11 protein-coding genes are annotated in these 16,559 nt (G+C 40.8%); all 11 read right to left on the bottom strand.

The genetic code is table 11. The features are described 5' to 3' along the window. Positions 1-3: 3 nt before the first annotated feature. The gene (locus tag RHS_RS30000; RefSeq protein WP_395021124.1) at positions 4-2,505 is read right to left on the bottom strand and encodes an NlpC/P60 family protein; all 2,502 of its coding nucleotides are present in this window, start codon (positions 2,503-2,505) and stop codon (positions 4-6) included. A 28-nt stretch (positions 2,506-2,533) separates the two neighbouring features. Continuing rightward, positions 2,534-3,664, bottom strand: coding sequence for a hypothetical protein (locus tag RHS_RS03355; protein WP_047832306.1), 1,131 nt, complete (start codon positions 3,662-3,664; stop codon positions 2,534-2,536). Positions 3,665-3,703: 39 nt separating this feature from the next. After that, a complete protein-coding gene (gene srtB, locus RHS_RS03350; RefSeq protein ID WP_047832430.1) occupies positions 3,704-4,585 on the bottom strand; it encodes a class B sortase in 882 nt (293 codons plus the stop codon). After that, the gene (locus RHS_RS03345) at positions 4,539-6,956 is read right to left on the bottom strand and encodes a WG repeat-containing protein (RefSeq protein WP_047832305.1); all 2,418 of its coding nucleotides are present in this window, start codon (positions 6,954-6,956) and stop codon (positions 4,539-4,541) included. Before RHS_RS03345 ends, srtB begins: the two co-directional genes overlap by 47 nt. A gap of 18 nt (positions 6,957-6,974) precedes the next feature. Beyond that, positions 6,975-9,614 (bottom strand): YfhO family protein, encoded by a 2,640-nt coding sequence (locus tag RHS_RS03340; protein WP_047832304.1) that lies wholly within the window; start codon positions 9,612-9,614, stop codon positions 6,975-6,977. A 13-nt stretch (positions 9,615-9,627) separates the two neighbouring features. Further along, positions 9,628-10,176: a signal peptidase I gene (gene lepB / locus RHS_RS03335; protein WP_052431072.1), complete on the bottom strand. Its 549-nt coding sequence runs from the start codon at positions 10,174-10,176 to the stop codon at positions 9,628-9,630. 10 nt (positions 10,177-10,186) lie between these two features. Continuing rightward, on the bottom strand, positions 10,187-10,795 hold the full coding sequence (locus RHS_RS03330; protein ID WP_047832303.1) for a hypothetical protein: 609 nt from the start codon (positions 10,793-10,795) through the stop codon (positions 10,187-10,189). Between the two features lie 36 nt (positions 10,796-10,831). Next, entirely contained in the window at positions 10,832-11,479 is a 648-nt protein-coding gene (locus RHS_RS03325; protein ID WP_027292333.1) for a hypothetical protein, read from the bottom strand. 81 nt (positions 11,480-11,560) lie between these two features. Then, the gene (locus RHS_RS03320; RefSeq protein ID WP_047832302.1) at positions 11,561-11,983 is read right to left on the bottom strand and encodes a hypothetical protein; all 423 of its coding nucleotides are present in this window, start codon (positions 11,981-11,983) and stop codon (positions 11,561-11,563) included. Between the two features lie 182 nt (positions 11,984-12,165). Further along, positions 12,166-12,972 (bottom strand): hypothetical protein, encoded by an 807-nt coding sequence (locus RHS_RS03315; RefSeq protein ID WP_047832301.1) that lies wholly within the window; start codon positions 12,970-12,972, stop codon positions 12,166-12,168. Between the two features lie 68 nt (positions 12,973-13,040). Continuing rightward, on the bottom strand, positions 13,041-16,556 hold the full coding sequence (locus RHS_RS03310; protein ID WP_047832300.1) for an InlB B-repeat-containing protein: 3,516 nt from the start codon (positions 16,554-16,556) through the stop codon (positions 13,041-13,043). Between the last annotated feature and the right edge of the window lie 3 nt (positions 16,557-16,559).

Raw genomic sequence — 16,559 nt, 5'->3', positions numbered from 1 at the left:
CCGCTACTTTGCAAGGTATACATCTCCATATTGAAGCCCAAACTGAAGTGCTTCTTCGTGTGAATTCAAATAAATATCCACATGGCCGTAAGGTGTTCCCCGGTCTTCCACCACATAAATTTTCCCGCCTATGATCAACCGTGTTCCAAAAGGCAGACCTGCCATCGCCACCGTCCTGCCCTGGGTTGCTGCAGTGCCGCTGGCTGTAGCTCCGTCGGCCCACTGTCCGCAGCAGATTGCGCAGTTACAGTAAGCAGTCAATTTGAAGTTGCCTAACAGTTCACCAAAATCCACCCTGGCTGCTGCAGTATAAGCAGAATCATAAGTAATACCTGCTTTTTGGTTTACTTTCTCAATCTGTTCATTATCAGTATCCGATATAATTCTAGTAGCCCAGACAGATTCCCCCCTGCTTACTTCTGCTGTAATAATTCCAATTTCGGAATTGGCTGCCTGTACCGTCTGTCCATTTCCGATATACATAACGACATGATAGATATAGCCATCTTTCGCATAGAAGATAAGATCTCCGGGCAAAGCATCTTCCACTGGTATCTTCGTGCCATATTGTGCCTGGTCTTCTGCAACTCTTGGAATGGAGTACCCATATGTACTGTAAATGGTCTGTACAAATCCGGAGCAGTCCGCTCCATTTGTCAGGCTCGTTCCTCCCCATACATAAGGATTCCCAACAAACTGCAGTGCGAAATCAACCATAGACGTTCGTATAGGGCCGGAAACAGATCCTTCTTTGACTGACGTAAACGTATAGTAAAGGCTTTTATTTTCCTCAGGCTTTTTCGTCATCTCAGCTGACAGAAGATGATCCTCTCCCTCTTTTTCCACAATCTCTTTCGCTTCATCTCCCAGAATCATTTCATCACTTCTTACAAATCCTCTTACATCGCCGGATTCTACAAACAGCCAGTCAGCATTATCATTAGCCAGTAAGTAACACAAGGTATCCTTCTTTAATTTTCCTACCGTTTCTGCACCGGCATCTGTGGATTCCATTACAGCAGTATTTTTCTGTGCTATCACATAGACCTTGTCTGCCAATGTCCTGCGGGTAGTAGTTCTTGTAAATGCAAGCGCCTTATTCTCCAGCGGATCAATGAGGGCTTTTGCATAAGTCAATGCCCCGCTTACTTCCTTCGATATTTGGTGCAAATCACCTTGATAACTATCCTCACCCTGCGCTTCTGTTTCTGTATATTCTGACTTGGTTTGTCTGTCTTCCCCGGACTTTTGCATCTCTTCATCCGGCTCAGCTATGGATTCACTCTGCACCGTTTCCCTTTGCTTATCCTCTGATAACTCTTCCAGCAAGAGCGTATACGATACCTGACCGCTTATTTCAGATCCATTTTCCGGTTTTTTCGGATTCGTTATTATTTGGGGTTTATCCTTTTTCTTATCTGTCTGCTTTTCGGTCTGTAAGCCTACCGAGTAGGATGTATTACTGTCCATTAATCGATCCAGGCTCAGTTCGTATTTCACAAAACTGCTTTCTCTTTGCTTGATTAGTGCCTCGACATCCTCACCGGTCTGAATCATCCCGCTCTTTACAAACCCTCTTACAACTCCGGATTCAATGTATGTCCATTCCCCTTCCTCTTTCAGGATATAGCAGATATCATCCATATTCATTCTCCCGGCTTTTCGTGAATCTTCCTTCATTTCTTCATAGACCGGTACCACTTCTTCGCTTGCCATAGCGGCTTTCTTCTTCACTGTTACGAAACGAAAGTCGTCTTCTATCCGGGGCAAACGGATGATCTGCTGGTTTTCCAGCAACTGTTGGTTTGATTGAAACTGCCTCTGGGTTTCAGCGGTTTCCGCTTGATCTTTCTTAATGTCTTCCTCTGCTTCGGAGCCGGGTTTCTTTGTTATATTGGTGTCTGTATCTGTTTCCGACGGAATTTCAGTATCTGTTCCTGGTAGGCTTTCCGGCTCTGTTCCGGGATGGCTTCCTGGCTCTGTTCCTGGTTCGCTGCCTGTATCTGTTCCTGGACGGCTTTCCGCTTCTGTTCCTGGCTCACTCCCTGGCTCCGTTTCTGGCTCGCTTCCCGGCTCTGTCTCCGGCTTGCTTCCCGGCTCCGTCTCAGGCTTACTTCCCGGCTCCGTCTCAGGCTTACTTCCCGGCTCCGTTCCTGGCTCGCTTCCAGTATCCGTTCCTGGCTCGCTTCCTGCATCCGATCCTGGCTCACTCCCAGCATCTGTCCCGGATTCGCTTCCGGGCTCCGTCTCTGGCTTGCTTCCAGACTCTGTTCCAGAATCACCCCCGCCATCCATTCCAGGCTGGCTTCCTGCTCTCATCCTTGGCTGCTGTTCAGGCTGGGTTTCCTTCCCCCCCGCTGACAGTAACTCTGCTCCTGCCCCGGAATCTCCCGTCAGGTTCCCGGCATAAACTTCAGGAAGTGAAGCAGCATTTACCCCATGTACCGGAATTGGCATTAATATAACAACCGTCAATAATACTGCAGCAGCCTTTTTATAATGCATTTACCATTCTCCTCTCCGGATCACCGTCTTATTGCGCTTCTTTTTCGTCGTCCAGATCTAACTGTGACAGATCACTCAATTCCTGAATATTTACCGTATTCCCTATGTAGTTAAACAGATCCTGGTAACTCTTGATTGCATTTTGCTGCATCATGCGGTATCTGTTATAATCCTCACTTACTGCCTGAATTACTTTACTGGCTCTTTCATTTGCCCTCTGCATAATTCTTTCTTCTTTTCTGATTGTCAGATCCAGTTTTACCTTTGCTTCCCGCTTCATGCTCTCTGCTTCAAATCGGGCATCCTCTAAAATTTCTGCTTCATCTGACCGAATTTTTGCAACATAATCAATTCCTTCCTGCTTGGCATCTTCTTTGATCTTTTCTGCTTCTGAACGTATTGTTTCAGCATCTTTACGGGCTTTCTCAATCAAGTCAGCAATTTTTCTGTCTGCCTCTTTTTCCTTCTCATCTATCTGTTTTTTTACAGCGGTGAGATATGCATCTGCTTCCTTCTTCGCATTATCAAATATACTGGAAAACCGTTCCATATCCAGAATCTCTTCATTACTGCTTTTCACTTCCGACTCTTCTTTTTCCCTTACCGCATCTTCCCATACCGATTTTTCCCAGGCTTCTTTTTCTTTTACCAGTTTTTCCACAGCATCCTTCAATTGAACGTTTTCCTCCATCAAAGTATTCATTTCCTCTGAGACATCCGGCTTTCTGCTGCTCACCGCTATATCCTCCACGGCTTTATTCCAGTTTTCACTTTCTTTCGTCAATTCCGTTATTCTTTCTGTCAGCATTTCCTTTTCACGTTGTAAACTCTGGTATTGTTTTTTAAGATCTTCCAATTCTTTTCGTGTTTCATTGTCTGCTTTTAACTGTTTTTTCAGTAATTCTTTTTCTCTTCGCTGGTCTTCTAAGAGATTATTGAAATTCCCTACTTCCAATTGGCTATCCACCACTTGCTTATTTAAAGCCTTTATCTTAGTGTTTGCCTCCTCTAATCTATTATAAATACCTTCACATTCTTCTTCTTTTTCCTTTAACTCTTCATCAATGTCCGCAACTCCCTTTTGCAGGATTGCAATATACTTCTCTACTTCCTCTTTGTTATAACCTCTGCGTTCTTCTGAAAACGTCACTTTATTCATCTTCCTTATCCTCTCTTTACTGTTTTATTTCTGCCCAATCTATCGGACAGCCTGAACAACATAGCGGTCCTGGTTTGTTCCATCCCCCGTACAGGTTGAAAGCGTGAGCACTCTGTTGTCAATATTAAAGTCCTTTTTCTCTGTCTGAATACCCGAATTTAGACTCATCCGTTCTAAAAATGACAGATAATTATCATCGGGCTGTGCAAACAGGGTATAACATTCGTTTGCCACAGTTACTACCTGTGCTGAAAATATTTCATATCGGTAATTATTATCTTCCGTCAATATCCATACATAAGGACTTTTGTCATATGCTCCTTCTAACGTCATTTTTTTTAATTTCCCGAACATACTGCCATCCGCCATGTTATGTCCGTATATAACCGTATTGCAATCTTTAAAATCGTTTGAATTCTCCCAATCCATAAATATGGAACCAGCAAAATTGTAGTTTCCTTCTATCGTTCTGTGCAGGTAATAGTCATTATCTTTTCCTTGTACCACCGGATAGCTGATATCCAATGCTTCAATATAAATCCATGCCAGTATCTGGGAGTTCTTTTGCTTCAGGGTTTTAAAATCCACGCTTATAGGCGCTGTTAATTTATTTTCTTTCGCCGGCGTTTCACCTGCATTTTTTCGTATGCCGTCTTTTTTTTCTTTCTCAATGGTTTTCATCTGTTCCGGGATCTGTTCTACAACTTCTTCCTCAAGCTTTTGATACTCCTCTTTCCCATCTGAATAATCAGCATTCGTCTGATATAATTGAAAAAAAGAATATATCATTATAAAAATTAAAACGAGGATGAGCAGATTGAAAATTTTATTGGAGATGCCTTTTTTCTCCTCAATTTCCGGCCTGTTTTTTAATTCAAAGCTTTTTAATTCTTCTTCCAGTTCCTGCTTTCTGCGTGCCATCTTTTCTGCCCCTCTTCTGTTTTAACCTCTGGGCTGTTTTCTTTCTCCAAAAATAAAAACTATCCGCTATTTCTGTGTAACAGATACCCGTAAACAACATTAGTAAAAGTAAAACAAGTGCCAGTCTGCTTGATGCATGCCAGATCTGCCAGAACAGATGCTGGTATCCGGTCAGCGTAATTGTTCCATAATTGTATTTGTAAATACCAAGCTTTTCACTTAGATTATCTACCAGCAGAAATGTAATATCCGACTGTTCTATCTTTGTCACAATTTTGCTTCTGCTAAAAGCCAGACCCATGGAATAAGTATTATCCATTACTGTCTGGTTCCCGGTAATTCGATAAGATACCGGATTTTCGGGAATATTATGTATCAGTACATAGTCTGACAGATCATTTCCCTTCTCTTCCTCCATTACATACCGTACCTTCTGCAGCTGGTTTCCTTCATTGTCCAGATAATAAATATCATTCCCTTTTTGTCCAAAATACCAATTCTCCTGACCCCCGTCGGAAAGTATGGTATAACTCTTGCTGTTCCTGCTGTCTGCTGCATAAATTGTCTTTCCATAACCCACATTGTCATATTCAATCGGTATAATCTCCTGACCCTGGTAATTCGCAGCTCCAACCAGACCTTTTTTGTCTGTTATGCGCAATGCATCTACATGTCCATTAAAAAATTCAATATCGTCATATACAAAATCCAGTATTTTATCTCCACCTGCCGTAAAAGCTCCGTATTTTCCATTTCTTTCGCAGATAAATACCCTTTCTGTCTCTTTTTCTTTTGTGTTATTCTCATCATTGTATAAAATACTGTCCAGATACTCGGCAACCACAACACCACTGTTGGTTACCAGCGTTCTGCCCTTGTCACCCTGATATACAAAATAACTGTTTTGAAAAATAAACCGGGACTTTTCATTTGTCGAATTAAAAAACCGATCCTGTTCTCCTTTTCCAATTCGGAACAACTCACGATTCTGATAATTCTTTACAACATAATCCTTACCGTCATCATAAGTAATCAGTTCCGATGTAATCATACAATCCGTTTCCGCCCCAACATCACATAATAGCGTGCCATCACCAGCATTATATACACGGTAAAAAGTATCTTTTGTATCGATCAGCAGCTTATTATCTTGGGCAAAAACCGGCATATCTACATTCTCTGTTCTGGGACCCTCGAAGGTTAAAATAATATTTTCATTTCTGTCCTCCAGTGTACAGGTTCCCTTAAAAATTCTCAGCCTTCTGTCCCCTCCGTCAACATACCGGTTAACACCGTCATAATTTCCTGCTACTCCTTCATAGTTTTGAATATCCATATTGCCTGCCTCAGCAGCATCTGTATCTGTAGTGTCCCTATTCTCGGATTCACCATTATCTTCAGCTTCTCCGCCGGCTGAATTTCCTGTCGTATCTTCCGCTTCATTACCGGATTCCGTTACTCCATTTCCAGCTCCGCCAGTTCCTTCTGCGTTATTATTTCCGGCACTATCTGTAGTTTCCGAACTGCCCTCTGTCCCACTCTGTTCTTCCGTCTGTCTGTCCTCTGTTCCGCTCTGTTCTTCCGTCTGTCTGCCCTCTGTTCCGCTCTGTTCTTCCGTCTCACCTTCCTCTGTGCTGTTTTCCTGAAGTTCGCTTTCCTGAAGTATATCTTCTGTCTCAGGTTCCGTTTCCCGTTCCTGTATCTTTTCTTTATCTAAGTTCCCGCTATCAAAGAAATATCTGGTAACGGTTCTGGTATCTTCATGGATTACTCCGATATATCCGCCGTCATCACTCATTGTTAAGCTGTCATATTCTAACGGGATCAGCGTTTCACCTTTTTCCGTTATTACTCCATATTTTTTATAAGCATAATATCCTCCGCCTGCCCCCGCATTGGAAAGTTCACCGGTTCCTGCAATAAACTGGTTCTCCTGTGTTTTTTGTAAAAACCCGTATTCTTGTGGAATTACAGTCTCATTTTTATCATTTACAATTCCAACCTTACGGTCGGAGATCACCCAGAATAAGTTTCCTTCGTGATACATCCCATCTTTGATTAATTCTCCGGTCCACGGATCAAATATCGTAGATTCGAATGGGAGTACCACCTCTCCTTCGTAGTTGAGCGCTCCTGATTTACCATTCTCTGAACTCGTAGCAATAATCAATCTGCTGTTCTCGTCGGTTACCACATTAGAGACTTTTTCATTAAACCAGGTAATCTTACTACGGTTAAACCAAATTCCACATTGACTCGCCAGCATACATACAAGGCACACTGCTATAACTTGCTTAATAAGCCGATGGTAAGACTTCTTTTGAAACAAATATTTTAAATTTAGATTTTTAAGTCTTTTTTTAATCTTCATTTCCCTTTTCCATTTCCGTTATCTGTCCGCCGCGATTTCCTTTGCATCTCTTCTTCTGCTGCAGATGCACAACAGAACCATAACTGTCAGACTGAGTAAACTGATCCCAAGGCCCGCATATAAACCTGGCGAAGTATACTTAAAAATAACTTCATGTTCTCCTGTTTCCAGATCCAATGCGATCAAAGACTGATTAATCGGCGTTATTTCAGCCTCTTCCCCGTCTATAAAAGCTCTCCATCCTTTTTCATAAGGAATAGTGGTAAATAGAACTCCATCTTTTTCTGCATGTACCTTTCCTCTGACGTACCCATCCCTGCCTTCTTCAATCAGAAGCGATTCACTGTTCAAATCTTCAAATGCCCGGTCCATCTCCTTCTGATGATATGCATACATAGAAAGGCTGATCTTGCCAAATGTCACACTCTCTTCCTGGATCCCTATCTTCAGAGTTATCTTATCTCCCTTTTTTACATCTCCCACATGATAGAAATGATTGCTCAGCTGCTTATCTGCAATTAACTCATCATTTATAAAGATCTGGACTCCGGATGTATAAGCTGCTGCCAGACGCAGATACAGATCTTCATCCTCTTTTACTACTGCTTCAAAGACGATATGATCCTTTCTGCTGCCTTCTGCAGATAGATATCCAAACTGCTGGTTATCAATAATCTGAACCTCCACATCATTCTGCTCTTTTAACTGAAACTCCTGCTCCATGAACACCTGATATTGTTTGCCCGTCATCAGATGCAGCAGCTGCGACTGATTATAAAAATAATCGGCATTCAGAGATTTCCAGTCCCTTACCTCGGGTTCACACATATATGCTATTGGCAGTATCTGCTTATTTTCATATACATCAACATTTCCGGTCTGTGTACTAAGTTCATAACGGTTATCCAGACGACTGGCATCACCATTTAATACCAGTATATTTTTCAGACCAAAAAGTGTATTAATAACCGGCGTTCCACTGGCATATCCAAAATGATTACTGCTGAAAGAAAAACCAATATTCCCAAGAAATGTTGCCATTGTGCTGTTTACCATAGATCCAAATAAACCAGTGCCGTACAAGTTATACGCCATCCCCTCATTTTCTACTGTAGGATTTGACAATTCCTGCCGGTAAAGATCCTTACCAAGTAATTTTCTCGCTTCATAGACATCATTCTGGCTCCTGTAAAAGTCAGTGACGGTAATTCCGCCCTGTAGTTTACTTCCCGTTACAGCACTTGCCAAAAGCTCCAGGCATATAACAGATATCATGATTCCCATTACGAATTTCCGGTCTTCTGCTTTTATTACGTACCAGATCTGCATAATCATATATCCTGCTGCTAATGCCACGCTAAACCAGAACATTTTAATTGAAATATTTTCACGCTGCAGAACATACAGGGCAGATAGACCTGCGATGACGCAGATGTCAGCCAGCAGGATCTGCCACAGGGGATACTTCTTTAAATTGCAAAAAGCTTCATATGCCAGTAACAGAACTACAAAAATTAATAAAAATACAAAACGGTTCGGAATTCCGACCTGATTATGAAAACCATGCCAGATAAAGTTAAGGCATTTTTCATTCGTGCTTAAAAATAACAGCAGTATGAGCCCAGCCATTTTTAATTTGCTGCTTATCTTTATTCCCCTTTTTAAAAAATAAAGCAAAGCAAGTCCTAACATAGCAATTCCAGTGTATAAATTTGCATTATAGGAAGCATTATTCACAACAGAAACCGGATCAGAGAAGGCAAATATCCCCCCTTCTTTTCCAGCTAAAATATTAGAAAATGTCGTCATTAATTCTATTTGTGGCAGTTGTTCATTTACGGAGGTCTGAGACACTCCAATATATGCCGGTATAAGAACCAGGCAGGCCATTCCTGCCGCTAAAACAGAAGAACCGGCAAACAAAAATCCACGCTTAAAAAAGCATTTAATATTTTCAAACTGATAAAAGAAAAACCATATTACTAAAAAGATGCAGATCATATAAGTAATGTAAAAACTGCTCCATAAAGAAAGCGACAAACTAACGGCATATAACTTCCATTTACCATTTTTCAGCAGTTTCTCCAGACCTGTAAGTATCAGAGGAAACAGTGCAAGACTGTCCAGCCACATAATATTAAAAGAATACCCAATCATAAAACTGGACATGCCGTAAGCGCATGCAAATGGTAAAATTCGTAAATCATGTTTATTTCCCCGGCTGCCAATATAAAATGCGAAACTGAGGCTGCACAGGACCAGTCTTAAACCAATCAAAAAATTCATTGCAAAATCCAGGCCATCTGCTGGAAATAAAAGTATGATCAAATTCAATGGAGATGAGAGATAGTAAGACCATAAGCTCAAGAAATTAAATCCCATACCTCCGCCAAATGAATATTGTAAAGACTGTCCTTCTAAGAGACGTTCTCTATACTGGCCCATAAATGGATAATACTGATGAATTGCATCATTTGTCAGAAATGAATTATTACCAAAAGGAGCATATCCCATAAATATAGAAATCAAGACCCAGAACAAAGCCGAGACTGCAAGTACGATTACATACACACGATTTTCTTTTATCCATTCTTTCCAGTTAAATGATTGTTTTGCATTCATTTTTTCTTTTTTTTGCTTGTGTGTAAAAAGTTCCATTCCTGTACTCCTTTTATTTCATCAGACTTATTTTATGAAAAGGAAAAACCCGTGCAACAATGTGTCCGTCAATTTTCTCCTTGGGAATCGTCCCTATTTCACTGTATCTGCTGTCCATAGAGACCGTTCGGTTATCTCCCAATAAAAAATACTGCCCCTTAGGAACTTTGGCTGGATAGTGAATATCACCCGTGACAATCGTGGTATCCATAATATAATCCTCTTTTAATTCTTCTCCATTGACATATAAATTACCAGTCAGTGGATTTATATCAATCACATCACCGGGCACCCCTATTACACGCTTTACCAGTTCCTCTTCCATTCCTTTTCCGGAATGACAAATCACAATATCTCCCCTTTTAGGTTCATATCCCAACTTTATGTATATCAATAAATTTTTATTTTGCAGCGTAGGCTCCATACTCTCACCATGAACTAACGCAAATCCGCCTACTGTTAAATTTATCAGAAAAATAACAAGCCCCACTGCTGCCATTTGAAGAAAGAAATAGAGCCACTCTGCAGCTAATTTTTTCTTTTTCTCAATGTGATTTTTCACTATAATTACCCTAATTCTGGATTACTATGGTCATTGCTGCTTTCATCGTTCCGGTCACTTCTTTTCCGTCCACATCGTAGACATAATAGGTGAGTGTAGCCGGATATGCACCTTTTGGCAGGTTTTTGGTAAGTTTAATTGTGGGGATATACTGCTCAGGATAAATGAGGTCATCACTGCGGTACAGCTCTGATCCATCCTCATCTAAAGTTAAAGCTACCGTACACGGAAAACTATTGCCCGGGCTGTTTACAATATCTACCTTGCCCTTTGAAGTTCCATTCTGAAAAATCGGCTGGCTATTTACATTAACTGTAAACATAGATTCATCTATTTTCTGCTGCAGTGCATCTCCCAATTCCCCTTCCTTCATTCCTTCCGGCAAACCATTCATAATAGCTCCCTCTGCAGCTATACCTGCAGTTTCGGCTTCATCTGCTGTATTGTTTTTAAACTTTGATGAAAGCGCAAACGCTGTGGTTGAAAGTATCAGAACAACTGCAATCAGCAGAACCCATTTTCCTTTTGACTTTGACTCAGGCTCATGCATTTCCGTTGTTTCTTTTTTTTGTTCCTCCAGTTCTTCTTCATAAGCCTTGTTTAATTCATCTAGTTTCATCTGTTTTATAATCTCCTTTAAATTTCTATGACTGTGTCATCTATCTGCCTGCTCATGGGTTTCAATAGTAGCTGTCACCTGGTGTTCCCCTACCACTGTCTCCCCCTTTTCGTCATAAAATGTATAATAAATCGTTGCATTATAGATTCCTTTTTCAGCTGGCAATCCGGTGAGTTCTGCATCTTCCACGCTGTCGCCAGGTTTTATCAACTCTGACTGATAGAGATAAGCCTCTTTTTTCTCATCTATAGACAACTTAATTTTAAGGGGATATGCACAATAAGGTGGATTTGCTAAACGCAGCGCAACCGTTTTTCCATCCGCTTTTACATCTAAACTGGTATTCACATACACATAAATCTGACCTTTATCTACACTTTTATTTTTCCAGTCTGCTTTTTCTTCTTTAGTGATGAAAGATGGATATTTATTTCGGATATCACTGCTGTTCATTTTATTCACTCCCAGAAATATTCCTCCTATTATTACAAGAATCAACGCAGGAATTACGGCAGCCAAAATATACAATTGCTTTTTTCTTCCCACTATATTTCTTTTTTTCTTACCCGCTCCCCTATTTTTCGCTCTTTCCGGGGGCTTACCGAATTCTTCCTTTACACTCTTGGAAGATTCAAATTCTTTTTCCAGCTGCTCCAATGCGGAGAGTCTTCTGTTTTCATCCATGATCTACCTCTTTAAATTATTATCGTCAGCCTGATAGGCTGACGAAAAATATTCTCCAATATGCATTTGGGAACTCCCCGCCTATTGTTTGTTTCTTGCAGTTCTCTGTTTTAACACCACTGCTAAAATGATTACTGATACAATCAGTAAAACCAGAAATATCAGATTTCTGTTTAAATCTCCGGTTTTTGCATTCTGAGTCAGCTTATCATTTAGTCCATTTCCAACCTGAGTGGTTGATGGTTTTGAAGATTTAGATGACGAAGACTTACCTGATGAAGCTGTACTTCCATTCTTTGCCTTTACCGTACCATCAACATCCACCTTTCCATTTCCCTGCACAGGTTCTTTATTCCCGGGAGATTGCTGCTGAATTGTTTTGCTCTCTGCTTCAGCCGCATAAGCTCTGTACGGTAACGTTAAAAGCAGAGAAATCGACAACAAAATTCCCAGCAGCAAAAAGATATTAGTTTTACTCGCTTTTCTTCCTATCCTTTCTTCCATAAAGTCCTCCTTGTATTGTAATTTTCAACGTGGCCCCTTGAGAAACAGCTGCATCTTTTCAGCTGTTTCTCAAGGGGTCAAGTATTTCTCAACCCCAGTTTAAAAAATAAGTAGCCAACGTATTTTTTGTTTTTTAGACTGTCCATTTTAATGAATGGACAGCCATCATATGTATTCAGTTATTATTTGTTGTAGCTATAAACCATATTCAATTTGAAATTACTTTTCAGTTCTTTGCCATCTTCGTAGCTTGAAGCAAATTTAGTTGTAACACCTGCTGCAGTTCCATTCTGGTCAGCAAAAAATAAATCTGTTGAAGATGGATTTACAGCATCTCCTGCTGCTCTTGTTCCTGCCGCTAAAGTTCCTAATGCTGCCTTGTTTAAATTAGCACCTAAATCCTGTGCTGTTCCACCCTTCAGGTTCAGATAAACACCGGCAACCTGATTTGAATCTTCTGCTGCATTGATGCCGCTTACAACTTTAAAGTCTCCTGTTGCATTTGCTTTCGTTACTGCTACACTAACTGTCTTAGGAACCGGCACTTTACTAGACTGGATATAACAGGACTGATTTAAAATCGTACCTTTTACTGATTTATCACTGGAAGTAAGCTGAATATTAGCATCAGTACCATCACCTGCTACCAGGAAAGAAAGGTATGTAGGTGCAGTTATAATAAGCTGAGCAGAATCTTCTGTTCCATCGCCGCCCCAGTCTGTTGAAGAACTGTTGCTGTCCAAAGGTTTTCCTGATCCTGTATAGCTTGGAAGTGAAGGGTTAACAGAGCTACCATTAGAATCAATAACTGCATCTTTAGTCAGCCAACCGTCTACATCCACACTTGCTTCTGCATTTGCCGGAGTGTTATCTCCCGCTGTTCTTTGATTTAAAACCTGATCCGGTGTGGCTGCAAATGCTCCAATTGACATGGATGCCGCCATTGCTACTGTTAAACCTAACGCGATAAATCTCTTCTTGTTTTTCATATGTTTCTTCCTCCTAAATTAAGTTTGGCTACTCTATATAATTAACGCCATTGGCTGTTAATCCGTTATTATTGTCCGCTTCCAAATGAAAATGAAAGCTTCATAGTATGAAATCCATTTAATACAATAGTATTGTCTGTAATATCACTGGGCTCCTGATAATAGCGCTTTGTCTGCGGATCTGTATATGCACTTGGAACTGCCAGCTGAATCTTAGATTCACCATATGGTGCTCCGAACCAGACTTTATCTACAGTTCCCGCACTATCATCTAATGAGATTCTTTGCTGTCCATCCACATTCGCCAATGCTTCCAGCGCTACCAGGGGATGAGTAGAAGGCTTCGCCATCTGTTCCGCAGTTACCGTTGCAAAATCAACTAATGAGTAACTGGACGTGGCACGTGTCTGAATTCCTTTATAACCCACATTTGCCACATGCTGCTTCTTGCCATAATCCTTTTGCTGTCCATCGATTAAAATGGAATCTTCAAATGAAGCACTTTCATTATTTAAAACAGCAGGAGGCGCAATAAATCCTTTTTCTGTTCCATTCAGACCGCTGGTATAAATATTAAAGATAATTCTTGTAGGAACGGTTATTTTTAATTGATTAACCGCTTCCGGAACGCGGACTGCCTGATAGCGGCCATAAACTCCGCTTGTATCCGCTATATTAGTTCCTGTCAGCCCGAATGTTTTACCATAAAGGTTATTTGCACTATAGGATGGGTCCAGGTACTTAGTATCCTGATCCCCTTCTGCAAGTCCTCTGACAAAGGCTTTTCCGGTTACCGGGTCGGTAACAGCTACATCATCTTTTAGCCACGTACCATCTATATTATCTAATACAGAGATCATCTGATAATTACCTGGTATGGTAAATGCGGCCCCCTTAATACTTAAGTCTAAGTTTTCAGAAACTTTGCTATATAAGGTAAGATCCAGTTTTTTAGCTTTTCCTGTAATACCCTGGATTGGTTCTTTTCCCTTATCAGCTGCAGCACTCACCGTACATCCTTCATTGATCTTTATACTTGTAACATTTTCGCTGATAACAAGTCCTTCACCGTTGATATTTGTAAAAAGATTATCCATATCGCCAGCATTGCTTCCAAACGTCACCATACCATAGTTATCCAGATTCAACTGCTTAGCGCTTACACCTTTTACTGTTATATTAAATTTTTTATCTTCTGACCCTTCAATAATTACACTTTTATCAGCTTTTCCTATTATCTCTAACTCATGGATGTGATCCGTATTGCAGCTTACAAAGGCATTGCTTGTCATAACAATTGTCTTACTTGTAACCGTGAAACCACTTGTAATATTCTCATTCTTTGCATTTTTTAATGTTCCTGCGGCAATGTCTAAAACAAGCGGGCATACGTCTGAAATTGTATTTGACCATTTTGCTGTCAAAGTCACATCCTGAGCAGGCATCCGAAAGGTATCATTAGGGTTTAACTGCTGTTTCTCCTCACTGCCTACTAAAACTGGTACACTACTTTCCCATCCCGCAAATATCCATCCTGCTCCTGGAGATGTCAGCCCTTCTTTACCCAGAACAACGACATAAGCATCTGTCTGGTAAGGGCTATTGCTATCCGTTATACTGCCGCTTCCGTTTCCTGCACTGTAGAGTACTTTATATGTCATCTCCCAATGTGCATATAAAGTAACATCTCCCGTGGGAGTATAAGGTGCTTTTACTTGGGTGCCGCCTTCTGCTTCCGTAAACCATCCCTTGAAAATATAATGCTCCGGATGTTCTGCTGTTGGGAAAGAAGCAACCGCATCTCCTTTTAAAACGGTATCACTAGCTTTTTCCGGAGTACCGCCATTTCCGTCATAAGTCACCGTATACCCGTCTTTAGCTGTCCATACCGGATAAAGTATCAGGTTAGTCAGATCTTTAATCGCATCTCCCGGCTGGTACTCTGCCGTCTCTGCTCCGGAAACCGTACTCCACCCACCAAATTCCTTACCTTCCGGTGCTGTAAAATTAGGCATCGTAAGAGGCTGGCTTGTATTCTGTGTGGGATCATTATTCAGAATTTTAGCATTTTCTGCATCTTCATCTGAATAATAGATCTGTTGATATTGTGCTGCTCCATCTGAATCATCGAATTTATACAGCATTTTTTTACCTGGTATTGTAATACTTCCCAACGTAACATGACACCGCTCTGAAACAACCTCCTCGCCTGTCTCAGCGGATATTCCGTAGACTTTAGATTCATTATCCTCCTCACTAAAGTAATCACGAAGACGTACATTTTCAATCACTTCTCCTGGTTCAGCTGCAAAATTATAAAAATATAATTGAAATTCGTGATATCCAGTACCATCTTCCCCAGGTGTAAGCACACCACCATTCACATTCCACCATTTAAAAAGCTGTCTCAGGCTGTACAATCCCATTGATGCATCTTCTGGCAATTCATAATAGGGTCCCCCCGTCAGTGGTCCTAACTCCGGAGCGTTTTTAAGCTCCGGTAACGGAAGCCTCGAAGGCCATGACCATTCCAGGACTCCACTTTTTATTTCTTTTAATTTAGCCGGATCGGTAATTACTCTTACATTCATAGTTGCATTATATCTTCCGTCTGCCAAGTTTGGATCTCTATCTGCCCTTGTATCGAATACTTTATAATCTACCCAATTTCCTTCCAGATGTTCTTCGCCTTTCCAAACCGGATAAAGCGTAAGATTCGATACCTTGTAAGATCCATCTGAATTTTTTTCTTCCAAAGAAGTACCTGGCTGGTATTCCGGATTTTTTGAATTAGGAGTTGTACTCCAACCCAAAAATTCTTTATCCTGCACGACAGGAAAACCTGTAGCTTCAATATCCAGTATTGTTTTACCAATTAATTCTTCATCTGTTTTATAACTCTGGGTATAAACCTGACTTCCCTCTGCGTTCGTCTTGTAAATAATCGATCTTCCAGGAATTCTTATATTGCCGATTGTAACCGTTTCTCTGACCGAGTCTACACCTTCATTCGTTGCCGGATTCATTAATTCAAGTGTACTTACTCCCGAATCCGGACTAAAATAATCACGTACTCTGACTCCTTTGAATACTTCTCCCGGCACTGCTTCAATATTTGAGAAAGCTAGTTGAAACTCTTTGTACCCGGTTCCATTTTCACCCGGAGTCAAAGCACCGTTAACATCATCATTAACAAATTTAAAAACTTGTCTCAGGCTTCGCAACCCCATTGCTTCATCTTCTGGCAGCTCATAATAGGGCCCTCCATGCTGTGCTCCAAGAGGTGGTGTATTAAGAAGTTCTGGAATCGGCAGCCGTTTCTGCCAAGACCATTCCACACCTCCCCCTATAATATGTTTTACTTTTTCACGATTTACTGTCAGTCTTGCAGTCAATGTTGCATCATATTTACCCTGTGCATTTTCAGTGGCAACCGTATCGAAAACAGTACATATAACACCAAAATCATCTTTTGGAACTGCCTCCCTATTATTAGCTGCAAATGCATTCCCCGCCATGGAACTAATAAATGTAAAGCACAGAAGTACTGCCAGATACTTTTTTAATTTTTTATTCTTAAACATAAA

It is taken from the genome of Robinsoniella sp. RHS (assembly GCF_001029355.1).
Taxonomy (GTDB): domain Bacteria; phylum Bacillota; class Clostridia; order Lachnospirales; family Lachnospiraceae; genus Robinsoniella; species Robinsoniella peoriensis.
Note: the sequence above shows the minus strand (reverse complement) of the source record. Positions and strands in the feature narration are given on the sequence as shown.